The following is a 26,476-nucleotide window of genomic DNA, read 5'->3' on the forward strand; positions in this document are numbered from 1 at the left end:
TCCCGCGCGGACGCCGCGCGCGAGCCTGGTGACGAACCGAAGGGACACCTCACATGACTCGCATCGCCATCAACGGATTCGGCCGCATCGGACGCAACGTGCTGCGCGCACTTCTCGAACGCGACAGCGACCTGGAGATCGTCGCCGTCAACGACCTCACGAAGCCCGCCACCCTCGCGCGACTGCTCGCCTACGACTCGACGGCCGGCCGGCTCGGCCGCCCCGTGACCGCCGAGGAGGACGCCCTCGTCGTGGACGGCCGCCGTATCGCCGTGCTCGCCGAGCGGGAGCCGGCCCAGCTGCCGTGGGGTGAACTGGGCGTCGACATCGTGCTGGAGGCGACAGGTCGCTTCACGTCGGCCAAGGACGCCCGCGCCCACCTCGACGCGGGCGCGCGGAAGGTCCTGGTCAGCGCGCCCTCCGACGGCGCCGACGTCACCCTCGCTTTCGGGGTCAACACCGACGCCTACGACCCGGCCCTGCACACGGTCGTCTCGAACGCCTCGTGCACCACCAACGCCCTCGCGCCCCTCGCCGCGGTGCTGGACGAGCTCGCCGGCATCGAACACGGCTTCATGACGACGGTGCACGCCTACACGCAGGAGCAGAACCTCCAGGACGGCCCGCACCGTGACGCCCGCCGGGCCCGCGCCGCCGCGGTCAACATCGTGCCGACCACGACCGGCGCGGCCAAGGCGATCGGCCTGGTCCTGCCGAGCCTCGACGGCAAGCTGTCGGGCGACTCGATCCGCGTGCCGGTCCCGGTCGGGTCGATCGTCGAACTCAACACCACAGTCGCCCGCGACGTGACCCGCGACGAGGTCCTGGCGGCCTACCGCACGGCGGCCCAGGGTCCGCTCGCCGGCATCCTGGAGTACTCCGAGGACGAACTCGTGTCGTCCGACATCACCGGCAACCCGGCCTCGTCGATCTTCGACTCGGCGCTCACCCGCGTCGACGGCCGGCACGTCAAGGTGGTCGCCTGGTACGACAACGAGTGGGGCTTCTCGAACCGCGTGATCGACACGCTCGAACTCCTCGCCGCCCACTGACCGGCGCACCCACCGGCAGTCCGCGACTCCCCGAGCCCGAGGGCCGGTCCCCGCAAGCACGGGACCGGCCCTCGGCGCGTTCTCCCACGCCGTCCCGCCGTCGCCCGCGGTGACCGGCTCCGCCATCCCGCGGTGGGCGCTGCCCTGACACTGTCGGGCAGCACCCTGTTCGCGACGCCCTGCGCCTTCGTCTTCAGGACAGCAGCCGTGTCCCGCCACCGGTCGGCATCCGGACCCGACGAGCAACCCGGCAGCCGGCGCACCCTCGGTGCCGGGTTCGCCCTGTCCCGTGAACTGCCGCCCTGAGCAACGAGGTTGATATGGAAAACTGTCCGAACCGTGCACGGTGGGGAGCCGGAGCGGTTCGTCGAGAGGAGCACAGCGTGAGAGAGAACGGCTTCCGTGCCGAGGAGATCGACACCAGCAGGCCGCACCCCGCGCGCATCTACGACTACCTGCTCGGCGGCAAGGACAACTACGAGGTCGACCAGCGGGCCGCCGACCAACTCGCCGCCGCGGCACCCGAGGTGCGGATCGGCGTGCGCGCCAACCGCGCCTTCCTCCAGCGCGCCGTCCGCCACGTCGTCAAGAGCGGGGTCCGGCAGATCCTCGACATCGGCACCGGGCTGCCCACCTCGCCGAACGTGCACGAGACCGCCCAGGAGATCGCACCGGACGTACGCATCGCCTACGTCGACAACGACCCGATCGTCAACACGCACGCCAACGCGCTGCTCAGCCGCTCCGGCGAGACCAGCACCGTCCTCGCCGACCTGCGCGACCCGCAGGCCGTCCTGGACCACCCCGAGGTCCGCCGCGTCATCGACTTCGACGAGCCGGTCGCCCTGCTGCTGGTGGCCGTCGTCCACTTCCTCACCGAAGCGGACAGACCAGGACAGATCATCGCCACCCTCCGGGACGCGCTCCCCGTCGGCAGCTTCCTCGTGCTCTCCCACGCCACCGGCGACTTCGCCGACCGCAGCGCCGCCCAGGCCGTCTACCGCCAGGCCACCGCCACCCTCAACCTGCGCCCCCGCGCGGAGATCGAGCGGTTCTTCGACGGCTTCGACCTGATCGAACCCGGCCTGGCCCAGGTCCCGTTCTGGCGTCCGGACACCCCGCCTCCGGCCCGCTCCGGCGAGATCGGCTTCTACGGCGGCGTGGCCCGCAAGAGCGACTGAAGCGGGAGGTGCCGCGCCGGTACGGTGCCGGCCCACCTGGAGACGGAGACGATCGTGCAGTGGCGCCGGGCGGTCTCGGGTTCCTCGGCGCGGTCACGCGTGACGGCTGGTGCCGTCCGCGCCCAGGGTGCTCTCGCGCTCCGTCAGCCTGATTCCCGGCGTCAGTCGCGGCCCGCCGGGCTTCGCCGCGCCCGCGAGGCCGCGCAGGAGGGGGGCCACCGCCAGGCGTGCGACGGCCTGCCTGTCCGGTGAGACGGTGGTCAGGGTGACCGCCCCGAACCGGCCCCTGAAGATCGTCGAACCCGGCCACCGCCACGTCCTGCGGCGCGCGCAGACCGTGCTCGTGCGGCAGGGGCCGACCCGCACGGCGACTCCTCCTCATGCCCGCGCGCCGCCCACCACCGGCGCGTTCGTCATGCCCCTGGACAGAGGGCAGGAGCCGTGTTGTGATGCCAACCGCCGCTCCTTCCCACGTTGTAGAGACCGAAGCAACGAGCCGCCACCCTTCCTCAGCAAGGAGGATTCGTGCGCATCAGGCACCTCAGAATTCGACTGGCTCTCCTGCTCGCAGCGGTGCTCGGCATGGCGGGTCTCACCGCCGCGCCGGCCGCGACCGCGGCTGGTGAACCCGTCGAGGTCCACGGCCTGAAAGCCGAGTACTACACCCAGTCCGCCCCCGGGGCCTTCGACTTCCACGAGTTGAAGGCCACCGGCTTCGACACCCATCTCGACTTCGACAACCTGGAGCCGCGCCTGAACTTCGCCACCGGACAGTCCGACGACGTCAGCGTCCGCTGGACCGGCCGGATCGTCCCGGACCAGACCGGCGCCCACACCTTCTCGATCACCGGCGACAACGGCTTCCGGCTGTGGATCGACGGTCGGCTCACCATCGACCACTGGGTCGACGACTGGGACCGGGAACAGACCTCCCAGCCCGTCGACCTGACCGCCGGACGGGCCTACGACATCAAGGTCGAGTACTTCGAGCACTTCGGCGGCTCCAACCTGCACCTGCGCTGGACTCCGCCCGGCGGCGACAGGACGGCCGTCCCCCAGTCGGCGTTCCGGCTGCCCGACGGCTACGCCTACGACGGCGCCGTCGCGACGACGGTCCTGGCCGACGGACGCACCCTGCGCCTGGACTTCGCCCAGGCCCTCACCGCGCCCCCGGCCGGCTTCACGGACCACACGCAGGCCGTGATCGGCGGCGCCAAGTGGCCGCTGACCGACGCCCGTCTGGATCCCGCCGACCCGAGGATCCTGCTGATCGGCCTAGCGGAACCGGTCGTCGGCAACAAGACCGGCACGGCCCGTGGCACCGCCGACCTGCGCTACGACGGACAGGGTGGCCTTTCCGGCAGCGATGGCAACGTTGTCAACGCCTTCTGGAGCAGCGGCCCCAACCACTCCACCCACCAACTCCGCACGAAGTGGGCGGACGACGTCACCCCGCGCAACGCCCACCCCGAGTACCCGCGCCCCCAACTGACCCGCGCCGACTGGCGCAACCTCAACGGCCAGTGGCAGTTCGCGGCGGCCGAGGCCGGGGAGCGGCCCCCGGTCGGCAGGAACCTCGGCGAGAGGATCCTCGTGCCGTACCCGGTGGAGTCCCAGCTCTCCGGCATCGAACGGCACGAGGACCGCATGTGGTACCGCCGGACCTTCACCGTTCCCAAGGACTGGAAGATCGGCTCGGGCAAGCGGCTGCGGCTCAACTTCGGCGCCGTCGACTGGCAGTCCGAGGTGTACGTCAACGGCACCAGGGTGGCCGAACACAAGGGCGGTTACGACAAGTTCAGCGCCGACGTCACCGACGCGCTGAAGCCCGGCCGTACCCAGGAACTGATCGTCGGCGTCTTCGACCCGACGGACGCGCAGGGCGGTGCGAACCCGCCGCTGGGCAAGCAGCGTCTGGACCCCAGCGGCATCTGGTACACGCCGTCCTCCGGCATCTGGCAGACCGTCTGGATGGAACCGGTCGCCGCCGACCACGTCGACTCGCTGAAGCTGACGCCCGACGTGGCGGGCAGCCGGCTCGTCGTCGAACCCCAGGGCGTCCGGGACGGAGTGGCGGTCACCGCCACGGCGTACGCCGGGAAGCGCGCGGTGGGTACGGTCACGGGCCGCACCGGGAAGCCGCTGGTGCTGAGGATCGCCCATCCGCGCCTGTGGTCGCCCGACGACCCGTTCCTGTACGACCTGCGGGTGAAGGTCGGCGCCGACCGGGTCGGCAGTTACTTCGGGATGCGGTCCGTCGCCGTGGAGAAGGTCGACGGCGTCCCGCGCACCGTCCTCAACGGCAAGCCCGTCTTCATGATGGCCACCCTCGACCAGGGATTCTGGCCGGACGGCCTGCACACCGCGCCGACCGACGAGGCCCTCGCCTACGACCTCAAGCTGCACAAGCGGCTGGGCTACAACGCGGTCCGCAAGCACATCAAGGTGGAGCCCGACCGCTGGTTCTACTGGGCGGACCGGCTGGGCCTGATGGTGTGGCAGGACATGCCCGCGATGACCGCCGGGGTCGATCCGGACGCCGCGTCCCGCGCCGAGTACGAGCGCGAGATGAAGCAGATGATCGACGAGCACTACAGCAGCCCGTCGATCGTCATGTGGGTGACCTTCAACGAGGGCTGGGGCCAGTACGACGAGGCCCGCATCGCCGACCAGGCCAAGTCCTGGGACCCGACCCGGCTGGTCAACAGCATGTCGGGCCTCAACCTGGGCGCCGACGGCGGCACCGGCGACATCATGGACGAGCACGGCTATCCGAGCCCCGCGCTGCCCCCCGCCCCCGACGGGAAACGGGCCCTGGTCAGCGGTGAGTACGGCGGTCTCGGCCTTGCGGTGCCCGGTCACGCCTGGTCGGTGCAGCAGTCCTACGTGGACGTCGACCCGGCGACGTACACCGACGACTACCTGGCCCGGCTGGCCGAGGTGCACCGGCTCGCCTGCGCGGGCGGCAACGGCGCCGTCTACACCCAGATCTCCGACGTGGAGGGCGAACTGAACGGACTGGTCACCTACGACCGGAAGGTGGTGAAGCCCGACGTGGAACGGCTGAAGGCGGCCCACGAGGCGCTGATCCGCGACGCGTCGCAGCCCACGCCGGCGGGCTGCTCCTGACGCCGGCGCACCCCGGGGGAACGCCTCCCCGCGTTCCCGCGCCCGCCCGGGCCTGACCCTCCGGGAGGGTCGCCACGGTCCACCGCCCCCGCCGGGAGGTGGACCGTGGCGCGTTTGCGGCCACGGCGTGGACCGCCGGCCACGCACCGGGAGCCGTCTCGCCGCTTGACCGCAACCGAAGTGGCCGAAATGGTGTCTGTCATCGCGTGGCCGGAAGCTTCCGAGGCCTGGAACGCACCGGAACCAGGACGGCCCCGAGGGGGATGCGGATGAGCACATGGGCAGTTCCCGGATACACCGAGTCGCTGGAACTGGGCTCCGGTGCGAGCGGGCGGGTCGTGCTCGCCGTGCACGAGGACACCGGCATCCCGGTCGCGGTGAAGTACCTCAGTGAGTCGCTGCACACCCGCCCGGGCTTCGTGCACGACTTCCGCGCGGAGGCCCGGCTGCTCGGCGGCCTCGACAGCCCCTATGTCGCAGGACTGTACGAGTACGTGGAGAGCCCCGACGGCGCCGCCATCGTGATGGAGCTCGTGGACGGCGCCTCCCTGCGGTCCGTGCTGACCAGGCAGGGCCCGATCGAGCCCGAGGCGGCGCTCGTGCTCCTCAAGGGCTCGCTGCTCGGCCTGGCCGACGCGCACCGCCTCGGCGTGGTCCACCGGGACTACAAGCCGGAGAACGTCCTGGTCATGCCGGACGGCGCGTCGAAGCTCGTCGACTTCGGCATCGCCGTGAGCACCGGTGAGAGCGCCGGTGTGGCCGGAACGCCCTCCTACATGGCTCCTGAGCAGTGGACGGGGGCGCCCGCCTCACCGGCCGGCGACGTGTACGCGGCCACGGCGACCTTCTTCGAATGCCTGACGGGCCACAAACCGTACGCGGGCGACAACCTCGCCGAACTCGCCCTGCACCACGTCGACTCCCCCGTCCCCGCCGAGGAGGTGCCCGAAGCCGTACGGCCACTGGTCCTGCGCGGTCTGGCCAAGTCCCCGGCACAGCGGCCCTCGCACGCCGAGGCGTTCGTCGCGGAACTGGAGGCGGCCGCGGTCGGCGGCTACGGCCCCGACTGGGAGGAACGCGGCCGGGCCGGACTCGCCGCCCTCGTCGTACTGCTGGCGCTGCTGCTGCCGTCGGCCCGCAGCAGGGCGGAATCCACCACGGACCTGGCACGGACCGTCCTGCGTCAGGCGCCGGCCCGGGGCGCCGGACGGGCGCGCGCGTGGCGTCCCACCCTCCCCGGGGTGCTCGTGGCCGTCGTCGCCGCGCTCCTGCTGGTCCTTCTCGCCCACGGCCTGCCGCGCGGCGGGAACCCGGACGCGGCGCAGGCGGCGCAGGCGCTCGCCACGACCAGCGCGCGGCCCGCAGTGGCGTCGGGCCCCACCGCCGCCGCCTCCACGGCGACCTCGACGGCCGGTCCGTCCGGGTCCCCCGACCCCACCGGGCCGCCGAGCCCCTCACCGTCCGGCTCCGGCACGGCAACCTCCGGCGGCGCGTCGCCGTCCGCCCCGGACACCACCGCCGACGTGACGCCGTCCGGCGGCGCGACGACCACGCCGCCGCCGACGACCGCTCCGCCCACGACGTCCGCCCCGCCTGCCGCGCCCGCGGTCAAGTCCGTCACCGTCACCGGCTTCCGGCAGACCGGCCCGAGCACGGGTACGACGACCGTCACCGTCACCGTGGACGGCACCGGTCCCGTCACCGTCACCGTCTCCTGGTACACGGGCGACACCAGCGGGCAGCTCGGCACGCCGGACGGCTCGCCGCAGACCTTCGACCGCAGCGGCGCCACGCAGTACACGCTCTCCGTCGACCACACCTTCCAGGGCACCGGCTGCTACTGGGCCGTACAGGCCACCACGACCCCCGCGTCCGCCGACGGCGGCGCGTCGCAGCAACTCCTCACGAGGCGGTGCGACATCCGATGACCGCGCCCGACGATTCCACGCGGCGGCTCGGCGGCGAACCGCCCTCCGCCGTCGCCGTCCCCACCGCCGAGGACGAGTACAGCGCCACGGTGCTGGGCAGTCACTGGTTCCAGCGTCCCGAGCCGGACCGCACACTGGTCGAGGAACCCGCCGGGAGGCCGGCCCCGCCGCCGACTCCGCCCGACCGCGTCGAGGGCACACTGCTGCGCTTCGGACCCGGCGTGACCGCCGCCCTGGCGAACCGCTCCCACACGACCCTGCCGGTCCTGCCGGCGCCCGCCCCGCGTCCACGCCGTGACCCGCGCCGGCACGCCCTGCCACTGCTGGTGCTGGTCGCGCTCGTCGTACTCCTCGCCTGGTACCGCGCGGGCAGCAGTCTCACCGTGGAGAGCGTGTCCGTCACCTCCCGCGCGTCGGCCGCGGCCTGCGACGACACCGTGGACGTGACGGGCGTGATCACCACCGACGGCCGGCCGGGCACCGTCACCTACCGCTGGGTACGCAGCGACGGCACGACCTCCGGTGTCCTGCGCGAGGTGCTGCCCTCGGGCCGGAAGCAGGCGCGGGTACATCTGCTGTGGACGTTCCACGGCGAGGGTCTCTACCGCGCCCGGGCGACGCTGCGCGTCCTCACCCCCTCGGGCCGGACGGCCGGCACCCGATTCACCTACGACTGCCCCTGACGGGCGGGCACTTCATCCACGGCCGGCCGCAGACCTCGTACTGCCGGGGAGGCGTGCTCCACTTCACACGCGGCACGGGACAAGGCCGGAACAACCAGCGTTGGTTGACCGTTCATCTGTATGTGGCCGCGGAGGGGACAGTGTCCCCGGGCCTACCCACAGCCCACAGGGACGATCGTTCGGCTGAAGCCCTGTGGAGCCTTTCGCCGCGAGGCGACCGCCCTCCGCACGCCACCGCGCACGGCCCCGGCTGGTCCCCCCGTCCAGTCGGGGCCTTCCCGCGTCCGCCCGCGCTCCCGTGGCCGGCGCTCACACCTCGGGCGTCCGCGGCGGCCGGCCCTCGTAGGCCGCCCGGAGAACGGCCCGGACCGCGTCCGCCGTCACCGGACGCGGATTGGCGTACGGCTGGGCCGCCACCTGGTCGGCCGCCGTCCCCACATCGCCCGGTGCCAGGCCGAGTTCGGCCAGGGAGCGCGGCGCGCCCAGGCTCCCGGCCAGCTCCCACAGGGCGCGCGGGACGTCCCGCGCGCCCAGCGCCCGGCGCAGCGCGGCCATCGCTTGTGGAACGGCGGGGGCGTTGTGGGCGAGGACGTACGGAAGCACCACCGTGTGCGTCTCGGCGTGCGGCATCCCGAAGGTGCCGCCCAGCACATGGCAGATCTTGTGGTGCAGGCCCATCGTGGTGGAGCCGAGGCACGTCCCGCACAGCCAGGCCCCGTAGAGGGCACGGGCACGCGCGTCGAGGTCGCCGGGCCGCTTCGCCAGGGCCGGCAGGGCTTCGGCCAGCGCCCGGGCGCCGTCCTCCGCCATCAGCGACACCAGGGGCGAGGCGTCCGAGGCGTAGAGGGCCTCGACGGCGTGGGCGAGCGCGTTGACACCGCTGGTCACGGTGAGCGGTCCGGGCAGGGACAGGGTGAGTTCGGGGTCGTAGACGACGCTGCGGGGCTGGACCACCGCGTCGCGGCCGGTGCGTTTGACGCCGTGCTCGGTCAGGCCCCAGACGGGGGTCATCTCGGAGCCGGAGTAGGTCGACGGCACGGCCATCAGCGGCAGCCGCGTGCGCAGGGCGATCGCCTTGCCGAGGCCGATCGCGGAGCCGCCGCCGACCGCGGTGATCCCGTCGGCGCCGGCTGCCCGGGCCGCCTCGACGGCCCGCTCGGCGGTGTCGGCGGGCACATGCATACGGGCCCCGGTGTGCAGTCCCGCGCAGGCGTCGCCGAGCGCCTGTGCGACGGCCCGCGCGGTGCTCTCGCCCCGGCTGCCGCAGACCACGAGCAGCCGCCGCAGGCCGAGGCGGTCGGCCTCCTCCGGCGGTGCGGTCCGGGCGGCGCCGGGGCGGAAGACGACCCGCACCGGGCGGGTCTCGTGGGAGAAGCCCGGGACGTTCACGCGGTGCGCTCCAGTACGAGGTCGAAGCGGGCGTGGCGGAACGGGTTCGGGACCCCGAACTCCCGTGCCAGGGCGGGGTCGTCGGTCACTTCGAAGTCCTGGACCAGGTTCTCCTTCACCGCGAACACCGCGTCGGAGTCGAGGTGGTCGCCGCCCGCCACGAAGATGTGCGTGGTGACCGGCGTGTGCCCGTCGGCGGCTGCGATGAAGTGGATGTGCGCGGGGCGGTAGGGGTGCCGGCCGGTGGCCCGCAGCAGCTCGCCGACCGGGCCGTCCGTGGGGATCGGGTAGGGGCTCGGCACGCAGGTGCGGAACCGGAAGCGACCCTCGGCGTCCGCCGTGAACAGGCCGCGGCCGTTGCCCGGCGGCTGGGTGTCCGGGCGCTGCACGTCGTAGAAGCCGTCGCCGTCGGCCTGCCAGACGTCGAGCACGGCACCGGGCAGCGGGGTGCCGTCCTGGGACCGCACCCGGCCGCTGACAACGCAGGGCTCGCCGCCGCCCACCAGGTCGATGCTGTCGCCGAGGGCGCGGACCGGGGACTCGGTCAGGTGGAAGGGGCCGAGGACCGTCGACTCGGTCGCGCCGGCCGCTCGGTCGCCGTGGACCGTCTCGACCAGCATGGACAGTCCGAGGACGTCCGAGAGGAGGATGAACTCCTGCCGGGTGTCGGTACACGTCTGTCCGGTCGCCGTCAGGAACCCGATGGCCCGCTCCCACTCCTCCCGCGTCAGGCGGGTCTCGCGGGCGAAGGCGTGCAGATGGCGGACCAGGCCGGTGAGCAGCTCGCGCAGGCGGGGGTCCGCCGTCCCGCGCAGGCTCCGCACCACCTCGTCGGTGACGGTGGTCTCGGTGGCGTCGGTCGTCATGCCTGCTCCCTGCCCGGTACGAGGATCATCCGTGCCCGAGGATCCGCCGCGGCGGGCCGATGGGCAACCGTCCGGCCACCGGCCACGTCGGCGCCGGGGGCACGCCAGTGGCGCGAGGGGCCCCACCTGCGGCTGGGCGGGGTGGTCCCGGCCGTTCATTGCACGGCGCGCGAGGTTGGAGGAGCGTGGGGGTTCAGGCTGGATGCTTTCTGGTGGCCGCGTACCGGGTGAGACGAACCCGGCAGCAGGTGACGTCCCCCCGCCCTCGGCGGTGACTCGGTCACCATGACGGACTCATCGCACCGGCGGACTTGGACATCCCGAACAGCGACGCCAGTTGGCGCAGGGTCAGGTTCGTGCGCCAGTACGCGGCGACCAGCCCGCCCGCCGGGCGGACCACGGATCAGCGGGTCGTCGACCGTCCGGCGCCGGTGTGGCTGCGTGAGGCGGCCGGGCACCGGTCCGGGACGGCCGGGGACGAAGCCGCCCGGAAGCAGGGCGCGCTGTTCGCCCGGTGCCGCCCGGGTCGCGGCCCGCGTCGTCCCACCGGCGTCGACGAGGACGAGGGCCCCGCACCCGACGGGCCCGCGCCGGTCACCGTGGCCGGCAAGGAAGCCGTCCACCGGTGGCTCGCGGACCCGGGGCACGAGGTCTGACCCGCCGGCGCCCGGCCCCACCGCTCCGGCTACGCGGTGGGGTCGCGGATCCAGAGGCAGAACGGATGGCCGACCGGATCGAGCATGACCCGTACGTCGTCCTGAGGCTGGAAGCCTGCCACCGACGCGCCCAGTGCGGTCGCGCGCTCGACGGCCGCGGCCAGGTCGGTGACCTCGATGTCCAGGTGCGTAGTCCGGGCCGGCGACGCCGGTGGTCGGACACGGTCCAGCGCACCGGGAGGGTGGTGATCACCGCCGCGTGGTCGGAGGGCCCGTCGTTGTCGGTCACGTCGGGCCACGGGCGCGGGGTACCGGTGACGAAGGAGCGGGGGTCGAGAACGCTCAGGCCACGACCGTTGCGCAGGACGTGGCCGACGCGGTCCGGCGGTTCGGGCCGTCCGCTGCCGCCCTCGTGCACCGGGTGTTCTTGCGACCAGTGCTGCTTGGCCCGGTGGTCGTTCACCCTGGTCCGCCGAGCCACAGAGTCCAGCTCATGACCCGCGGTTCAGGGCTGCGGCTGCCCGAGAAGCGTGCGCAGCCGTCACGGGGTCACACCGGTGAGGCTCGCGAGCACGGTCCGGCCGGGAACCAGCCAACCTCAGCACCCCCACCGGGGACGCTTGGGAACTGCGCGACCACCCCAGCCCCCACACCCCCGGCGCCCGACCGATCCGCCCCCGCCACAGCGCGCCGTTCACAAACGGCGGATCCCCGCACAGCGCACACACCTCGTCGCCCCCGGCCGCGCCTCCAGCCGAGCCTCGGGAATCACCTCGCCACACTCCTCGCACCGCCCGTAGCCGCCCCGCGACAGCCGATCCAGCGCGCGGTCCAGCTCGGCGAGCTGCTCGCGGGACCGGGACAGCAGGGCGGCGACGTGAGCACGCTCGAAGGCCGTACTGGACCCCTCCGGGTCGTGCTCGTCGTCGACCGCCACCAGCGCGTTCGCCTCGACGATGCTGTCGAAGTCACGCTGGAGGGCCGCGATCCGCTCGCACGTCGACGCCCGCTCGGCCAGGAGTCGCTCCCGGGCCGACGAGGGTCCGTGCGTGGACGCGGACGCCTGGTCGGGCACGTCACTCATACTCCGTACAACGCCCGCGCGACCCCATCCGTTCCACCGGTTACCCCGAGTGATGACGAGTCGCGCCGGCCACCGGGCGACCGCGCGCCCACCCACGAATCTCCGGCACCCGAAGGACTGGACCAACACCACACCACCCCCCATGATGACGCTGTCATGACAATCATCGTCCCGGGAGGCCGACCGTGCGTGGATCCTTCGTCAGGGCCACTCTGGCCGCCGTCGTCCTTCTCGTGGCGCCCACGGTGCCCGTCCCCGCGGCGGCGGCCGGACAGCGACCGGCAACCGAGTCCGCCGCCCCGCCCCGGGTGGCGGCGGCCGACTGGACCGCCCCGCTCAGCACCCGGGGCCGCTGGATCGTGGACGCGAACGGCAACCGCTTCAAGCTCCGCTCCGGCAACTGGCACGGCGCCAGCGGCACCTGGAACGGTTCCGGCAGCGTGGACGACGACGCCGACCACCACGCCGGCGAGAACTCCCACCGCATGCCGCTGGGCCTCGACCGCGCCCCCATGGCCGAGATCATCGCCGGCTTCCGGGAGATCGGCGTCAACAGCATCCGGCTGCCGTTCTCCAACGAGATGATCCACGACAGCAGCCCCGTCGCGGACGCAGCCGTCGCCGCCAACCCCGCGCTGCGCGGCAGGACCCCCCTGCAGGTCTACGACGTCGTGGTACGCGAACTCACCGCCGCCGGCCTCGCCGTGATCCTCAACAACCACACCAACACGACCCGTTGGTGCTGCGGCGTCGACGGCAACGAACGCTGGAACGCGAGCCGGTCCACCGACGCCTGGGAGAACGACTGGCTGTTCATGGCCCGCCGCTACCGCGACAACAAGCGGGTCGTCGGCGCCGACCTGTACAACGAGGTGCGCCGCTCCGTCCTCGACGACCCCAACTGGGGCCTCGGCGACGACCACGACTGGTTCGCCGCCTCCCAGCACCTCGGCGACCGCATCCTGACCGAGGCCGACCCCGACCTGCTGATCATCGTCGAGGGCATCAACTGGACCGGTGTCCCGGTCGACGGCCTCCCCCACGCACGCCCCACCCTGGAGCCCGTCCGCCGCCTCTCCCACACCCTGGTCGACTCCGGCAAACTCGTGTACTCCGCCCACTTCTATGACTACACCGGACCGAACCACAGCGGTGCCACCGGAACGGGCGAGACCAGCGACCCCCGCTACCGCGACCTGAGCCCGGCCGAACTCGTCCGGGTGCTCGACCGGCAGGCGTTCTTCGTGGCGTCGGAACCCGACCAGCACTTCACCGCCCCCGTCTGGATCAGCGAGTTCGGTGTCGGGGGCCGCGACGAGACCGGGGTGGCCCAGCGCGCCTGGTTCGAGCACTTCGTCGACCAACTGATCCGTACCGACGCCGACTTCGCCTACTGGCCGCTGGTCGGCTGGCACGAGAACCGCAAGGGCAACGGCTGGGCGCTGCTGCACTGGGACGCCGCCGGGCACCGGATGGGCCTGTACGACGGCGACGACTGGCGGGCCGCCGCCTGGACCCGGCTGATCGAGGCCGACAGCCGCACCGGTCACGTCGATCCCGTCCCGGACTGGTCGATGCTGAGCCCCGACCACGGCGACTTCGTCGCGTCGCGGCGCATGCGCGCCCTCCCGGACTGGGACCCGGGTGCCCGCAAGGCCGCCTGCCCCGACGGTCAGCGACTGCTCGGCCTCAGCCACACGGGCAACCGGGGTCTGTGCTCGGACGTGACCACCGGCGCGCTGGGGGCCACGTCCGCCGGACCCGAGGTCGTCGTCGACGAGCGGCATGTCGCGGCGGGGCAGGACTGGGCGTCGGGGTACACGAAACTCCAGTGCGCCGACGGTCAGTTCCTGAGCGGCTACAGCGTCCGCGGCTCGGCCGTCTCCGCGGCCCTGTGCACGGCGGCCCCGGCCGGGAAGCTGGGCGCGGGCGCCCGTACGGTGTGGTTCGACCGGGGCGACAACAGGGGCGCGGCAGCCAGGGGCGGTGAGTTCGCCGACGGCCGGTACAAGGGCCAGTGCGCGAGCGACGAGTACGCGGCCGGGATCGCCTACACCGGCCGGGTGGGTTCGGCGAAGACCCCGGACGCGCTCTACTGCCGCAAGCTGGCCTGAGCCGACCCCGCCGACCCCGCCGCGCCCGCCGCGGGCATTACCTCTCGGGTCATCGACCGGCGGCGGGCCCCGGTGCCACAGTCGTCGGCGTAGGGAGACCGACCGACCGGAAGGACCGCCATGACCGCCTACGCGATAGCTCACCTGCGAGAGGCCACCCCGCACCGGGAGATCGCCGACTACATCGACCGCATCACCGCCACCTTCGCGCCGCACGGCGGCCGCTTCCTGGTGCACGGCGCCGGGCACGAGGTGAAGGAGGGCACCTGGCCCGGCCATGTCGTCGTGATCGGCTTCCCGTCGCTCGCACAGGCGCGGGACTGGTGGGACTCCCCCGCCTACCAGAGGATCGCCCCGCTGCGTTCCCGGCACATCGACGGCGACATCATCCTGGTCGCGGGCGTCCCCGAGGGCTACGACCCCTCGACCACCGCGCAGGCGCTGCGCGAGAGCCTGCCCGACGAGGTGCCGTCGGGCCGCGCACCGCGAGAAGGAGCCGGCGCGCCGCAAAAAGGGTCCGGCGCTTCCCCGGCCTGACCGGATCGGTCCGCTGCCGGACCCGATGCTGCCTGTCGCCGCCCGCCGCAGAGGCGGCAGGCTGGGCGACATGACCCGAGCACTGATCGTCATCGATGTCCAGGAGTCCTTCCGCGCCCGCCCCCTGTGGGCGACCATCTCCGACCCGAAGATCGCCGACCGGGTGGACCGTCTGGTCCGGCTCGCCCGGGAGGCCGGGGACCTGGTGGTGTGGGTGCTGCACTCCGAGCCCGGCAGCGGCGACGTCTTCGACCCCGCCCTGGGACACGTCCGGCTGATGGAGGAGCTGCACCGGGCGGAGGGGGAACCCCTGCTCCACAAGACCTCGCACAACGCCTTCACCACCACCAGCCTCCAGCAGTTGCTGACCGCACGCGGCATCCGCGAGCTCACCGTCTGCGGCATCCGCACCGAGCAGTGCGTGGAGACCACCACCCGAGTCGCCTCGGACCTCGGCTACGAGGTCACGTTCGTCGTCGACGCCACCGCGACCAACCCCGTCGCGCACCGCGACGCGCCCGCCGGCCTGAGCGTCGCCGAACTGCTGGCGGACCCCCGCACGCTGTCGGCCGAGGAGATCATCAGGCGTACCGAGTACGCCCTCGCCGGACGCTTCGCGACCATCGCCACGGTCGGCGAACTGGAAGCCTCGGCCGCGCGTCGGGCATGATGACCGGATCGTGAGCCACGTCGTCTTCTTCCTGGTGCCCGGCGTCCATCTGCTGGACCTGGCCGGCCCCGCGCAGGTCTTCTCCACGGCCGCCGACTTCGGGCACCCCTACACGCTGTCCTACGTCGCCGAGCAACCGGTGGTCCCCACCGCACAGGGTCTGCCGTTGGTCGCCGCACTCGACTGGCCCGAGCTGGCGGCCGACGACCTGATCGTGGTGCCGGGCTGGCGCACGGGCGGCCTGACCGACGTACCGGCCATCGGCGGCGCTCCCCTCGGGGTCCTGCGGGACCATCACGGCAGGGGCGGCACGGTGGCCAGCGTGTGCGCCGGAGCCGAGGCGCTCGGCCAGGCCGGCCTGCTCGACGGCCGCCGCTGCACCACCCACCACGAGGTGCAGGACACGCTGGCCCTGCGCCATCCGGCGGCGACCGTCGTCCGCGACGTCCTCTTCACCTGCGACGACCGGGTGATCACCTCGGCCGGCATCGCCAGCGGCATCGACCTGGCCCTGCACCTGGTCGCGGCCCGGCACGGTCCGGCCGTCGCGGCCCAGGTCGCGCGGAACATGGTCGTCTACGCCCGGCGCAACGGCGACGAGCCGCAGTCCAGCGCGATGCTCCGGCACCGGTCCCACCTCGACGACACCGTGCACCGCGCTCAGGACCTGATCGACGCCCGCTTCGACCAGCCGCTGCCGCTGCCCGCGCTGGCCTCGGCCGTCGGCGTGAGTGAGCGCACCCTCACCCGTCTCTTCGCCGGCGCCACCGGACTCACCCCGCTGCGCTACCAGCAGACCCTGCGGCTGGAGCGCGCCGAATACCTCATCGGACACGGCACGACGGTCGCCGCCGCCGCCCGCTCGGTCGGTTTCGAGGACCCGCGCATGCTGCGTCGCCTTCGCGCCCGCACCTGGTGACGGTCTCGGGCGCGCCGCCGCAGGACCGCCGCCGGCCGTCCGGCCCCGTCAGCCGACAGGCGCCGTCCGGATGGCGGCGATGTCGAACTGGAGCCGTACCTTCTCGCTCACCATGGCACCGCCCTCGGCCAGCCGGCTGTTGTACGTCCGTCCTCAGTCGGAGCGGTTGATCGTCGTCGTACCGTCGAAACCGACCCGCTGGTAGCCGAAGGGGTCGTCGACGTGACCTGTGTAGGTGAGCTCCAGTACGACGGGCCGGGCGACGTCCTTGATGGTGAGGTCCCCGGTCATCCGGTAGACGTCGCTTCCCGCCATCTGGACGGCGGTGCTGGTAGGTGGCGGCGTACAGGAAGTCCCGGCCGACCAGGTGGGCGTCGCGCTGTTCGACGCCGGTGTCGACGCTCGCCGTGGACAGCACGATCTCGGCCCGGGAACGGGCCGGGTCGCGCCCGTCGAAGTAAAGGCGGCTGGGGTGCGTCCGCGCGACCGCGCCGCGCACCGGACCCGCGCGCTTTCGACGCGCGACCCCTTGACGAGATTGGTTCAGACTTTTAGCGTCACCGCCCACAACAGGGTTCACGGGTGCGCCCATCGTTCACGTTCATGAACTCCCGGACGGTGAATCCGCAGCGCACCTCTCCCTTCCCCCACATCACCGAGGACGTGAACATGATCCGTTCCAGGGCTCTGGCCGCGACCACCCTCGCGGGCGTCGTCACCGTGGTGACCCTCCTGGGCACCGGCAGCGCGGGCGCGGCCGATCCGAAGGTCGCACCCGGCGGCAACTTCGACCTGTCGACCTGGCAGTTGCAGGAACCGGTGGGCTCCCCCGGCTCGCCCACCACCATCTCCTCCGCCCGACTCCAGGGAGCCAACGGCTTCCAGGACGCGTACTTCTACACCGACACCCGGGACGGCGCGATGACCTTCTGGGCGCCCGAGAAGGGCGTCACCACCCCCAACTCCAACTACGCCCGCTCCGAGTTGAGGGAGATGAACCGCGGCGGTGGCGCGGCCGACTGGTCACTGGGCGGCAGCCACAAGCTGAGCGCCACGCTGCGCGTCGTCTCGGTCACCTCCAACGTGTGCGTCGGACAGATACACCTCGGCTCCGGCGGCTCCTCCACCAAGCCGCTCATGGAGCTCTACTACCGCTCCAGCGGCGACATCGTCATCGGCACCGAGAACTCCCCCTCCGGCGGCCAGACCACGCACACCGTCGGACACGTGCCGGTCGGCAAGACCTGGAGCTACACCATCGCCGTCTCCGGGGGCGACACCATCGACCTGACCGTCAACGGCAGCACCACGCACTACCCGATCCCGTCGGCGTTCTTCCCCTACAAGCAGTACTTCAAGGCCGGCTCCTACAACCAGTCGTCCTCCGACAGCACCACCAAGGGGGCGCGGGTGGCCTTCTACGGCCTGAACGTCTCGCACGGCTGACGCGTCACCGCAGGCGGGGCGCCGGGTGCCGCCGTTCGGTCCGGGTGCGGGCCCGGTCGGTTCGGACGATCATTGAGGCATGTCGGCGATTCGCGTGATCGTGCACCCGCCGTCGCCCACGGGTGGCCGGCGGGTGCGGGTGGACGGCGAGATCCTCGGCCTGGCGCACAGCGTGGTCGACGTGGCGGAGTTCCTGCGGCGGGCGGGGCTGGAGATCGACCCGTCGGAGGTGACCGAGGCCCTCTGGATCGACTGGCGCGGGGTCGGACCGGATGACTGGGGCCCGCAGACGGGGCACCGACCGGGGCATCCGAGCTGACGGGCCCGTGGACGAGGACCGACCCACAGGGCGTCGAGGCGCTCCACGACGTCGGGCGGGTGGCCGTGGTGACCGATGATCTTCAGGCGTCCCTCGTCGGCGGAGGACAGGACCAGGCCCTGGGCGCCGAAGGCGGGCGGTATCCGGTCGGCGACCCGGATGGGAGGCGGGGGTGAGGGTCCGGTGTCCCCGCCCATTGCCGCGTCCACCGCCTCGCCGAGCGCCTCGCCCCTCTGTCCGGCCGAGGTCCGTGATCATCACCTTGAACGACTGCGAGATCGGTCCTACGGGAGTTAGCACCGAGTGCGCCGTCGTCACAGCCCCCGGCAGCTGCGGCGAGGCCGGCCCCCTTCCACCGATCAGCGGACAACGATGCAGGCAGAGGCGTCAGACCGTCAAGGAGCCGACCCCCTGGAGTTCGCCGTCAGGTTCCGCCGTGCACACCTCTTTCCGCCCGAGGGAAGACATGGCATGCTCACGGCCGACAGATTCATAGACATTGTTCATGTACATGAATCGAAGGGCGGACGGTCTTGAGCGAGCTACACCCCAACGAGAGCGGAGACAGGCACACCGGCATCACGCGACGAACGCTGCTGGGCAGTGCCGTGACCGTCGCGGCCGGCGTCGTGACCGGCACCGGCACGGCAGCCGCAGCACCCACCCCCCGCGGCGAAGTCCCGCGACTCTGGCGGGAGTTCACCCGCACGCCCTATACCCACCCGCAGATCCCCCATGTCGGCCGAGCGGGCTACCGGGGCGGGGCGGCGTGCTTCCCCCGCCACCCCCGCGTGTTCGACGTCCGCGCCTTCGGCGCCTCGGCGGACGCCGCCACCGACTCCGCCCCCGCGATCAACCGTGCCATCGCCGCCGCCGGACAGGCCGGCGGTGGCACGGTCACCATCCCGCCGGGCACCTTCCGCGTCGACGACGTCATCCGCGTCGGCCGTTCGAACGTCGTCGTGCGCGGCGCCGGCAGTGGCCGCACCCGGCTGTACGCGACGCGCGACCTCACCGAACTGATCGGCGTCTACGGCTCCCGCTACGGTGGCGACAAGTCGTCCTGGTCCTGGGCGGGCGGCCTCATCTGGCTGGCGCCCGAGGCCCGCTGGAACTCCCTGGTCGCCGCGATCCGGGCCAAGGCGTGGCCGTTCGAGGGCTGGACGGGCAACCGGCGCGACGAATGGCGGTCGCTGACCGCCGTCGGCCCCGCCCGTCAGGGCTCCCGCACGGTGACGGTCGAACGGCCCGACGCGCTGCGCTCCGGCGCGCTCGTCCTCCTGCGGCTGGCCGACGACGCCGGTCACACCCTGCTGGAGCACATGGCGGGCGGCGGGCCTGGCCCCGAGGCGTACTCCTGGGACGACAAGACGAAGCTGACCTCCTACGTGCCCTACGAGTGGCCTGTCCGCATCGCCCGGGTCCACGGCCGGACGGTCACGCTGGAGCGCCCCCTCCCCCTCGACGTACGCCCGGAATGGAACCCGCAGTTCACCACCCACGTGCCGGAGCTGACGGGCTCGGGCGTCGAGGGCCTGACCCTGGAGGCCGTCGAGACACCGCAGCAGCAGCACCTGCTCGACAAGGGGTACAACGGGGTCGTCCTGCAGTGCGCCTACGACTGCTGGGTGGACGACGTCACCGTCCGCCATGTCGACAACGGCTTCGGCCTGGTGGCCGCGTCCGCCTGCACCCTGCGCGGGACCCGGGTCGCCGGACGCGGCTCCCACCACCCCTACTTCTGCCGCGAGGGCTCCCACGACAACCTCATCGAGGACTTCACGATCGAGGAGCGCACCACTCCCGCCCCGGCCAACACCCAGCTGCACGGCATCAACGTCGAGGGGCTGTCCTCGTACAACGTGTGGTCGCGGGGCGACATGCGGATGGGCACCTTCGACAGTCACCGCGGCCTGCCCTTCGCCAACGTGCGCACCGACATCACCGTGAACAACAACGGCCGCCACGGCGGTGACGCCAGCGCGGGCCCCCTGTTCGGCGCCCGCTTCACGCACTGGAACATCCGGGTGACCAACGGACGGGCGGGCCTGATGAAGATCGACGCCCTGGCGCCGTACTCCGCGACCGTCGGCGTCAGCGAGGTCACGGAGTTCGACCAGATCGACGTCCCCGACTTCACGGGCGACCTGCACACGCGCCTGGAGCTGTACGGCAGGCCCGACGCCGTACGGCCGCGCAACCTGCACGAGGCCCAGCGCGCACTGCGGCACTAGTCCACCCGCCGACCGGCCATCGGCCTGCCCCGCACACCTGCCTTGCCTTGCCTGCCTTGCCTGCGCGCCCGCCCGCCTGCCCGGTGAACGGGTGGGCCGCCCGCGCTCGCCTGGAGCGCTGTCCAGGCCGCCGCGCGGGCCGCGCGCGGCACCTACCTGATCGGAGTTGACCGATGAGTGCTCGTCCCCGTCTCGGCGTCCTGCTGGCGGCGCTGATCGCCCTCACGGCGGGAGCCGTACCCGCCGCCTCGGCGCAGACGGCACGCTCCGCGCCCAAAGTCCCGCACACCGCCGTCCTCGACGGCACCCGCCTGCAACAGGCGAAGATCCGCCTGGATCACGGAGACCGCCAACTGCGAGAGGCCGCCCGGGCGTTGACGAACCGCGCTGACGCGTGGCTGGACCAGGGCCCGTGGACCGTCGTGGACAAGCCGAAGCCGGCGCCCGGCGGCGACGTCCACGAGTACCTCAGCCAGGCCCCGTACTGGTGGCCCTCCCGGCCGCCGACCGCCGACAACCCCTGGGGCTGCCCCTACGTGCAGCGCGACGGTCAGCGCAACCCCGAGGTCGACACCGGCACCGACCGGCAGGACGTCGAGAAGGTCTTCGACTCCACCTACGACCTCTCCCTCGCCTGGTACTACACGGGCGACAAGCGCTACGCCGTGAAGGCCGGGCAGATCCTGCGCACCTGGTTCCTCGCCCCGGCCACGCGGATGAACCCGAACCTCGACCACGCGCAGTTCATCCCCTGCAAGTACGACGGCCGCGCCATCGGCGTCATCGACTTCTCCCAGTCGTACACCAGCGTCCTGGACGCACTCGCCGTCCTGAACACCGGCGCCGCCGGCTGGACGAAGGCGGACCGCTCCGGCATGGCGAAGTGGAACTCCGACTTCCTCGGCTGGCTCCGGAACAGCGACTTCGGCCGGCAGGAGGACGCCGCCGCCAACAACCACGGCACGTTCTACGACATGCAGCTCGCCGCCCTCGCCTACGCGACGGGCGACGAGGACCTGGCCCGCCGCACGGTCCTGGACGCCCGCAGCAGGCGCCTCGCGCCGCAGATCGCAGCGGACGGCAGCCAGCCCCAGGAACTGGCCCGCACCCGCAGCTGGCACTACTCGGCCTTCGACCTGGTCGCCTACACCCGGCTCGCGGCCGTCGGCCGGCACGTCGGCGTGAACCTGTGGAAGTACCACGGCCTGGACGGCCAGAGCCTGTTCGCGGCGGTGGACTACCTGCTGCCCGCCGCGACCGGCGCCGCCGCCTGGCCGCACCCGGAACTCGAGTTCCGCCGCTACGCCGCCTCCGACGTCGTCCACGCGGCCGCCGACGCGGGAGACACCAGGGCGCGTAAGGCCGTACCCCTGCTGGAGGAACCCCCGGGCGGCGACCTGTGGGCCCTGCGCCCGGCGGCGGAACAACTGGACTCCATCGCGGGATGACCCCCACGCCCCGACCGGGGGAGCGGCTCAGGAGGGTCCGTCGTCGGAGGCGTGGGCCGCCTCGCGCTCGGTGTCGGTGGGTGCCGGCCGGGGGCGGCGGGGTGTGCCGTGCCGGAGCAGCGCCGCCCCGGCGAGCGCGGCCAGTGCCTGGATCGCGGCGACCGACAGGAGCAGCGGCGCCGCCCCCAGGTGCCCGGCCGCACCTGCGGTGGCGGCCCCCGCGGCGGCGGCCGTGCTCTTGAGACCGGCGCCCAGGGTGAAGATCTGGGTCCGCAGCCCGGGGGGCGCGTACCGCTCCCGCGCGGCCAGCAGGCAGCTGAACAGGGGGCCGGTGCACCAGCCGGCCAGGGCGAACAGGCCGGCGGGGGCGAGGACTCCGGGCGCGATGGCGGCCGGCACCAGCGGCACCCCCGTCAGGAGCAGGCACAGCAGGACGACGCGCTCGGGGCGGGTACGGGTCCACGGCCGGACGGCGTACGTCAGTGAGCCGGCCATCGCACCGGCGGCGAAGGCGGTCATCAGCCCGCCCGCCGCCCAGCCCGTGTGGCGCTCCGCCGCCAGCAGCGCCGCGATCACGGGCAGTGCTCCGATGCCCGCCTGGCCGATGCTGCTGGCCCAGGTCACGGACCTCAGTGGTGGGTTGCCGAGCAGTTCCCGGGCGCCGGCGGCCAGTACGGAGGGCTTCAGCTGTGGCCCCGCCGGGCCGGTGGCGCCGCGCGGGGGCAGCCGCAGCAGGGCCACGGCGAGCCCGCTCAGCACGGCCGCCGCACCGAGGGCGAGCAGCGCCGCACCGGGGCCTGTCAGGGTGGCGAGCGCGGCGGCCAGGGCGGGACCGCAGACACCGGCCAGGTTGTAGGTGGCGGAGTCGATGCTGAAGATCCGGCCCAGGGCGTGCGCGGGCACCAGTTCGGTCAGCAGGCTGGTGAGCCCGCCCGTGAGGAGGGGGGCGCAGCAGCCCGTCGCGGCGATCAGGAGGAGCACGCAGGCGGTGGGCAGGCGGCCGACGGTCCAGGCGGTGGCGGCCAGACCGGTGCCGTAGGCGGCGAGGCCCAGGCCGTGGAAGAGCCCGCGCCGCCGCACGTGGTCGGCGAGCGCCCCGGCCACGGGAGCGGCCGCCACATGCGGGATCATCAGCGCGGCGACCAGCAGGCCGCCCAGAGCCGCACTGTGCGTGCGGTCCAGAGCGAGCAGGACCAGGGCGATGCGCGCCCCCTCGTCGGCCAGCCGTGCCGGGACGGCGACGGCCAGGTAACCGGCCGTGGCGGCCGGCACGGAACGTGGGGCGGTGGAGGCGGCCATGGTTCTCCTGCCGGGCCTGCGGACGGCGGTCGTGCCCCTGGGACCCGCGGCCGGCGCGGCCGCCGTGCGGAACCGACGGCGCGTCCGGAAGGTGCCGGATGCGGTGGGGGGCGGGGAGGTGCGGCGGATGCGGTGGGGCGTCCCGGTCCAAGCCCTGCGATCAGGTGCCGGAAGGATCGGTTTCCTGGGGCCCGTGCCAGTCCAGCACCATGACGGTGGCGTCGTCCTTGAGGTCGCCCTGGCAGGCTTCCAGAACCGCGGTGGTCAGCCCGCGGACGGCTTCCCTCGGATGCTCGGCGCGGGTCTCGTGGATCAGCGTGGCCAGGTCGACCGCTCCGGCGCCGCGCTCCTGCATGCCGTCCGTGAGGAAGATCAGGCGGTCCCCGGGCAGCAGCTGCAGCTCCTGCACGCGGAAGGAGGTGGGCCCCGCCACGCCGAACGGCAGGTTGACGCCGAGCTTGACCTCTTCCACGACGCCGTCGCGCAGCCGCAGGGGCCAGGGGTGGCCCGCGTTGACCAGCTCGCACACGCCCGAGTCGAGCGCGACGCACAGCAGTTGTCCCGTGGCGAGGCCACGGCCGTGGGTCAGCAGCGCCTCATGCGCGCGGTGGGCCTGTGCGAGAGCGTCGCAGCCGGTACGTCGGGCTCCGCGCAACGCGCCGACCAGCAGCGTCGCCAGCAGCGCCGAGTTGGTGTCGTGGCCCATGGCGTCGGTGATGGACAGGTGCAGCATGTCGCGGTCGAGCGTGTAGTCGTACGTGTCGCCGCCGATGTCGTCGGCCGGGACCAGGCCCGCGGCGAGGGTGAACTGGGGGGCCTCGCAGCAGGGGGCCGAGGGCAGCAACTGGTGCTGGATCTCGGCGGCCAGGCTCGTCTTCGTGGTGCGTCGGCCCAGGTGGTACAGGTCGGTGAAGCGACGGTCGGTGACGATGATGTAGGCCAGCGCGTGGGCCGCCTCGGCGACCTGCCGCAGCACGGTGTCATCGGCGGACTGCAGGGCGACCTCCAGCAGGCCGAGGCAGTCGCCCCGGTTGCTGACCGGCGTGATGACGCGCCGCCCGCCCCTCCCGTCCGGTTCCACGTGCTGGCGTTGGCTGCGCAGAACCTCGTCGTAGACACTGCCCTGGAGGGCGATCCGCCGGGCGCCCGTGTCCGTGCCCCCCTCGACCGCCGCGGCAAGCCGCACCAGACGCTCGCCGATGAGGTCGACGAACAGGAACGACACGCGCTCCGCCCCGAACCGCTTGCGCAGGTCGCGTGCGACGACGTCAACGGACTCCCCGGGCGGGGCCGCCTCCGCGGCGGCCAGAAGCTCACCCAGTTCCAGATCTCCACCCTCCACGGCAACCTCCTCTCCCTCGTCGCCACTTCTTCCCCGTGATTCCTTGACATCACCCAACGAATTCGAGGTGCCTGGCCGAAACGGGTTGCGTGCCGGGCGGCTCCGGCGCGTCAGGCCGGGGCGCGCCCCGGCACGATGCGACCGCGCAATTCTACTGAAAGGGGCACTTGTTCCGTCTCGCGCGCCGGGTGCAGGCGGTCAGGACCGATCCGGAACGAACACATCACGGCCTCGTTCAGACACTCGCGATCAGGCCACCTGGCCCCCGCGCTGAAACCAGGTTCACGCCGACGACGGGGGCGTCGACGCCGGAGGCGCTCTCGCCGACGGAGGCGCGATCCCCGCCTGTGGCGGCTGCCTCCCGCGCGTGCGACGCGTGGGCATATCCGGACGGTACGGTCCCAGGCCCGCCATGTCGGCCGCTCGGCCGCGACCGACCCATGGCGCCACTCGGCCACAGCGGTCGACCGGCCCATGGCGCCACTCGGCCACAGCGGTCGACCGGCCCATGGCGCCACTCGGCACGACGGTGAGCCGCCGTCGCGGGGCACCCGCCGCGGGGTGGTTCCGGGCTGCCGGCTTGCGGGGGCGCGGGCGGGGCCCGGCCGATAGTCTGAAGACGCTCGGCAGTCTCGTGTACCCGCACCCGGAGCCCCATCGATCGCACCAGCAGGAGGAACCCGTGGCCGGTCAGTTCGAGGCGAGGACCGAGATCAACCGCCCCGTCGAGGAGGTCTTCGCCTTCCTCGCCGCCGGGACGAACGACCCCAAGTTCAGCCCCAGGGTCCAGGAGATCTCGAAGACCCCGGAGGGCCCGACCGCCGTGGGCACGGTGTTCACCAGCACGGTCAAGGACGCCGGCATGAAGTCTGGCCGGAAGTTCCGGATCACCGAGTTCGAGGCGCCGCACCGCATCCGCTGGACGGAGATCTCGAAGAACGTCGTGACGGCCGACGAGGGCGGCTACGACCTCGAAGCCACCGGCGCGGGCTCGACCAGTGTGCGGATCTTCAACATTCTCGAAGGCCACGGCATCGGCAAGCTGCTCGTGGGCTTCGCCCTGGGCGCGGCACGCAAGGACGCGGACGCCTTCGGGCAGCGGATCAAGACGGCCGTCGAGGCGTCCTGACCTGATCCGGAATCCGAACCGGAACCGGATCCGGCCTGCTCCGGGGGCCTCCAGGGCGACGCCGGCCGTACCCGGCACGCGGAGACGGCCGGAACGCTACCGGCCCGCCATGCGGCCGGGCGGCTTCCCTCCCTGCTCGCGGAGGTACCGCCGTTCGCAGCCCTGCCCATGGTCGGGCCACCGCTTCCGTCCCCGCTCGCGGCAGGATTACCGCTCCTATGCCCGCTTGCGGCCCACGCCCGCGTAGACCCAGTACTGCGACGGGTCCTCCGGGACCACGTCGTCGGGGCCCGGGCGCCACAACGGCACGTACACCAGGCCCGGTTCGACCAGGTCGAAGCCGTCGAAGAGGCCCAGGATCTCGTCGTGCGAGCGGGCGGTGACCGGGGACGTGGCCCGGGAGCGGTACAGCTGTCCCACGGCGGCGGCGGTGTCCGGCCGGTCCTGGTCCGTCGCGTGCGTGAGCGCCAGCCAGCTGCCCTCGGGAAGCGCGTCCCGGAAGCTGGCCACGATGCCGGACGGATCCTCCTCGGGCGCCACGAAGTGCAGGATCGTGATCATCAGTACGGCGACCGGCTGGTCGAAGTCGATGAGTTTGCGCACCTGAGGCGAGGACAGGACGTCGGCGGGCCGGCGGATGTCGGCGTCGACGATGTCCGCGTCCGGGTTGTCGGCGAGCAGGGCGGCGCTGTGCGCCACGGCCACCGGGTCGTTGTCCACGTAGACCACCCGGGCTCCCGGGCTGGCCGCCTGCGCCACCTCGTGGACGTTGCCCTGGGTGGGGATGCCCGAGCCGAGGTCTATGAACTGCCGTATCCCGGACTCCACGAGGAAGCGCACGGCCCGCCCGAGGAACGCGCGGTTGGCGCGCGCCAGCGGACGCACCTGCGGATCGATGCCGGTGAACGCCGCGACGGCCTCACGGTCTATGGCGAAATTGTGCTGTCCGCCCAGCATCGCGTCGTACATCCGGGCGACGCTCGCCTTGTCCGGATCGGCGCCAGGTGGAAGACCCCCATTGTCAGGCAACACACAACTCCCCTGCTCCCGA

Annotated in this window: 24 protein-coding genes and 3 pseudogenes; 16 read left to right on the forward strand and 11 right to left on the reverse strand. The window is 72.8% G+C overall.

The genetic code is table 11. The annotated features are described in order from the left end of the window. The first annotated feature begins 53 nt into the window (after positions 1-53). The 3 genes from gap (at position 54) to AC07AZ_RS17240 (ending at position 2,233) form a co-directional block, all read left to right on the forward strand. Positions 54-1,052, forward strand: coding sequence for a type I glyceraldehyde-3-phosphate dehydrogenase (gap, locus tag AC07AZ_RS17230; RefSeq protein ID WP_478848449.1), 999 nt, complete (start codon positions 54-56; stop codon positions 1,050-1,052). Between the two features lie 132 nt (positions 1,053-1,184). After that, entirely contained in the window at positions 1,185-1,358 is a 174-nt protein-coding gene (locus AC07AZ_RS17235) for a hypothetical protein (RefSeq protein ID WP_478848451.1), read from the forward strand. Positions 1,359-1,435: 77 nt separating this feature from the next. Then, entirely contained in the window at positions 1,436-2,233 is a 798-nt protein-coding gene (locus AC07AZ_RS17240; RefSeq protein WP_478848453.1) for an SAM-dependent methyltransferase, read from the forward strand. A gap of 93 nt (positions 2,234-2,326) precedes the next feature. Here the strand turns inward: AC07AZ_RS17240 and AC07AZ_RS17245 are convergent, their stop codons facing one another. Then, positions 2,327-2,599 carry a hypothetical protein gene (locus tag AC07AZ_RS17245; RefSeq protein WP_478848455.1) on the reverse strand — a complete coding sequence of 91 codons (273 nt, stop codon included), beginning with the start codon at positions 2,597-2,599 and terminating at the stop codon, positions 2,327-2,329. A gap of 159 nt (positions 2,600-2,758) precedes the next feature. Here AC07AZ_RS17245 and AC07AZ_RS17250 point away from each other — a divergent pair, with 159 nt between their 5' ends. From AC07AZ_RS17250 to AC07AZ_RS17260, 3 genes are all read left to right on the forward strand, one after another. Then, the gene (locus tag AC07AZ_RS17250) at positions 2,759-5,362 is read left to right on the forward strand and encodes a PA14 domain-containing protein (RefSeq protein ID WP_478848457.1); all 2,604 of its coding nucleotides are present in this window, start codon (positions 2,759-2,761) and stop codon (positions 5,360-5,362) included. Positions 5,363-5,631: 269 nt separating this feature from the next. After that, complete coding sequence (locus AC07AZ_RS17255; protein ID WP_478848459.1) at positions 5,632-7,290, forward strand: serine/threonine-protein kinase; 1,659 nt, start codon at positions 5,632-5,634, stop codon at positions 7,288-7,290. Next, a complete protein-coding gene (locus tag AC07AZ_RS17260; RefSeq protein WP_478848461.1) occupies positions 7,287-7,973 on the forward strand; it encodes a hypothetical protein in 687 nt (228 codons plus the stop codon). The genes AC07AZ_RS17255 and AC07AZ_RS17260 overlap by 4 nt, the downstream gene beginning before the upstream one ends. A 309-nt stretch (positions 7,974-8,282) precedes the next feature. On the opposite strand, the gene AC07AZ_RS17265 is transcribed toward AC07AZ_RS17260, so the two are convergent. From AC07AZ_RS17265 to AC07AZ_RS17275, 3 genes and pseudogenes are all read right to left on the reverse strand, one after another. Further along, positions 8,283-9,362 (reverse strand): maleylacetate reductase, encoded by a 1,080-nt coding sequence (locus AC07AZ_RS17265; RefSeq protein WP_478848463.1) that lies wholly within the window; start codon positions 9,360-9,362, stop codon positions 8,283-8,285. Further along, complete coding sequence (locus AC07AZ_RS17270; RefSeq protein ID WP_478848465.1) at positions 9,359-10,228, reverse strand: dioxygenase family protein; 870 nt, start codon at positions 10,226-10,228, stop codon at positions 9,359-9,361. The genes AC07AZ_RS17265 and AC07AZ_RS17270 overlap by 4 nt, the downstream gene beginning before the upstream one ends. A 304-nt stretch (positions 10,229-10,532) precedes the next feature. Beyond that, a pseudogene (locus AC07AZ_RS17275) lies at positions 10,533-10,607 on the reverse strand (transposase family protein); the annotation flags it as partial. Between AC07AZ_RS17275 and AC07AZ_RS17280 the strand changes: the two are divergent. After that, positions 10,585-10,884, forward strand: coding sequence for a hypothetical protein (locus tag AC07AZ_RS17280; RefSeq protein ID WP_478848706.1), 300 nt, complete (start codon positions 10,585-10,587; stop codon positions 10,882-10,884). The pseudogene AC07AZ_RS17275 and the gene AC07AZ_RS17280 sit on opposite strands and share 23 nt — an antisense overlap. 29 nt (positions 10,885-10,913) lie before the next feature. Here the strand turns inward: AC07AZ_RS17280 and AC07AZ_RS17285 are convergent, their stop codons facing one another. From AC07AZ_RS17285 to AC07AZ_RS17295, 3 genes and pseudogenes are all read right to left on the reverse strand, one after another. Beyond that, positions 10,914-11,183, reverse strand: a complete 270-nt coding sequence (locus AC07AZ_RS17285; protein WP_478848467.1) for a VOC family protein — start codon at positions 11,181-11,183, stop codon at positions 10,914-10,916. Further along, positions 11,126-11,320, reverse strand: a pseudogene (locus tag AC07AZ_RS17290) (HAD-IA family hydrolase); the annotation flags it as partial. The gene AC07AZ_RS17285 and the pseudogene AC07AZ_RS17290, both read right to left, overlap by 58 nt. 258 nt (positions 11,321-11,578) lie before the next feature. Next, positions 11,579-11,968, reverse strand: coding sequence for a TraR/DksA family transcriptional regulator (locus AC07AZ_RS17295; RefSeq protein WP_478848469.1), 390 nt, complete (start codon positions 11,966-11,968; stop codon positions 11,579-11,581). 185 nt (positions 11,969-12,153) lie between these two features. Between AC07AZ_RS17295 and AC07AZ_RS17300 the strand changes: the two genes are divergently transcribed. From AC07AZ_RS17300 to AC07AZ_RS17315, 4 genes are all read left to right on the forward strand, one after another. Further along, on the forward strand, positions 12,154-14,082 hold the full coding sequence (locus AC07AZ_RS17300) for a glycoside hydrolase family 5 protein (RefSeq protein WP_478848471.1): 1,929 nt from the start codon (positions 12,154-12,156) through the stop codon (positions 14,080-14,082). Positions 14,083-14,202: 120 nt separating this feature from the next. Continuing rightward, positions 14,203-14,619: a DUF1330 domain-containing protein gene (locus tag AC07AZ_RS17305; protein ID WP_478848473.1), complete on the forward strand. Its 417-nt coding sequence runs from the start codon at positions 14,203-14,205 to the stop codon at positions 14,617-14,619. Positions 14,620-14,689: 70 nt separating this feature from the next. Beyond that, entirely contained in the window at positions 14,690-15,289 is a 600-nt protein-coding gene (locus tag AC07AZ_RS17310) for a cysteine hydrolase family protein (protein WP_478848475.1), read from the forward strand. Between the two features lie 10 nt (positions 15,290-15,299). After that, on the forward strand, positions 15,300-16,208 hold the full coding sequence (locus AC07AZ_RS17315; protein WP_478848477.1) for a GlxA family transcriptional regulator: 909 nt from the start codon (positions 15,300-15,302) through the stop codon (positions 16,206-16,208). Between the two features lie 48 nt (positions 16,209-16,256). Here AC07AZ_RS17315 and AC07AZ_RS17320 read toward each other — a convergent pair. Further along, a pseudogene (locus tag AC07AZ_RS17320) lies at positions 16,257-16,800 on the reverse strand (YceI family protein). Positions 16,801-16,877: 77 nt separating this feature from the next. On the opposite strand from AC07AZ_RS17320, the gene AC07AZ_RS17325 reads away from it, so the two are divergent. The 4 genes from AC07AZ_RS17325 (at position 16,878) to AC07AZ_RS17340 (ending at position 21,655) form a co-directional block, all read left to right on the forward strand. Continuing rightward, entirely contained in the window at positions 16,878-17,654 is a 777-nt protein-coding gene (locus AC07AZ_RS17325; protein ID WP_478848694.1) for a polysaccharide lyase family 7 protein, read from the forward strand. A 79-nt stretch (positions 17,655-17,733) separates the two neighbouring features. Beyond that, positions 17,734-17,973, forward strand: coding sequence for a hypothetical protein (locus AC07AZ_RS17330; protein WP_478848479.1), 240 nt, complete (start codon positions 17,734-17,736; stop codon positions 17,971-17,973). A 533-nt stretch (positions 17,974-18,506) separates the two neighbouring features. After that, positions 18,507-20,207, forward strand: a complete 1,701-nt coding sequence (locus tag AC07AZ_RS17335; RefSeq protein WP_478848481.1) for a glycosyl hydrolase family 28-related protein — start codon at positions 18,507-18,509, stop codon at positions 20,205-20,207. A 173-nt stretch (positions 20,208-20,380) separates the two neighbouring features. Continuing rightward, positions 20,381-21,655, forward strand: coding sequence for an alginate lyase family protein (locus AC07AZ_RS17340; protein WP_478848483.1), 1,275 nt, complete (start codon positions 20,381-20,383; stop codon positions 21,653-21,655). Between the two features lie 27 nt (positions 21,656-21,682). On the opposite strand, the gene AC07AZ_RS17345 is transcribed toward AC07AZ_RS17340, so the two are convergent. Then, on the reverse strand, positions 21,683-22,954 hold the full coding sequence (locus tag AC07AZ_RS17345; RefSeq protein ID WP_478848485.1) for an MFS transporter: 1,272 nt from the start codon (positions 22,952-22,954) through the stop codon (positions 21,683-21,685). Positions 22,955-23,114: 160 nt separating this feature from the next. Next, on the reverse strand, positions 23,115-24,296 hold the full coding sequence (locus tag AC07AZ_RS17350; RefSeq protein ID WP_478848487.1) for a PP2C family protein-serine/threonine phosphatase: 1,182 nt from the start codon (positions 24,294-24,296) through the stop codon (positions 23,115-23,117). 682 nt (positions 24,297-24,978) lie between these two features. Here AC07AZ_RS17350 and AC07AZ_RS17355 point away from each other — a divergent pair. Next, on the forward strand, positions 24,979-25,425 hold the full coding sequence (locus AC07AZ_RS17355) for an SRPBCC family protein (RefSeq protein WP_478848489.1): 447 nt from the start codon (positions 24,979-24,981) through the stop codon (positions 25,423-25,425). Positions 25,426-25,641: 216 nt separating this feature from the next. On the opposite strand, the gene AC07AZ_RS17360 is transcribed toward AC07AZ_RS17355, so the two are convergent. Then, complete coding sequence (locus tag AC07AZ_RS17360) at positions 25,642-26,454, reverse strand: SAM-dependent methyltransferase (RefSeq protein WP_478848491.1); 813 nt, start codon at positions 26,452-26,454, stop codon at positions 25,642-25,644. Positions 26,455-26,476: the final 22 nt, after the last annotated feature.

The sequence above is a fragment of the Streptomyces sp. NPDC043878 genome, assembly GCF_056435735.1.

Coding starts and splice junctions, on each gene's coding strand:
- gap (WP_478848449.1), top strand. CDS start 54: ATGACTCGCATCGCCATCAACGGATTCGGCCGCATCGGACGCAACGTG.
- AC07AZ_RS17255 (WP_478848459.1), top strand. CDS start 5,632: ATGAGCACATGGGCAGTTCCCGGATACACCGAGTCGCTGGAACTGGGC.
- AC07AZ_RS17260 (WP_478848461.1), top strand. CDS start 7,287: ATGACCGCGCCCGACGATTCCACGCGGCGGCTCGGCGGCGAACCGCCC.
- AC07AZ_RS17270 (WP_478848465.1), bottom strand. CDS start 10,228: ATGACGACCGACGCCACCGAGACCACCGTCACCGACGAGGTGGTGCGG.
- AC07AZ_RS17295 (WP_478848469.1), bottom strand. CDS start 11,968: ATGAGTGACGTGCCCGACCAGGCGTCCGCGTCCACGCACGGACCCTCG.
- AC07AZ_RS17305 (WP_478848473.1), top strand. CDS start 14,203: ATGACCGCCTACGCGATAGCTCACCTGCGAGAGGCCACCCCGCACCGG.
- AC07AZ_RS17310 (WP_478848475.1), top strand. CDS start 14,690: ATGACCCGAGCACTGATCGTCATCGATGTCCAGGAGTCCTTCCGCGCC.
- AC07AZ_RS17325 (WP_478848694.1), top strand. CDS start 16,878: ATGATCCGTTCCAGGGCTCTGGCCGCGACCACCCTCGCGGGCGTCGTC.
- AC07AZ_RS17330 (WP_478848479.1), top strand. CDS start 17,734: ATGTCGGCGATTCGCGTGATCGTGCACCCGCCGTCGCCCACGGGTGGC.
- AC07AZ_RS17340 (WP_478848483.1), top strand. CDS start 20,381: ATGAGTGCTCGTCCCCGTCTCGGCGTCCTGCTGGCGGCGCTGATCGCC.
- AC07AZ_RS17345 (WP_478848485.1), bottom strand. CDS start 22,954: ATGGCCGCCTCCACCGCCCCACGTTCCGTGCCGGCCGCCACGGCCGGT.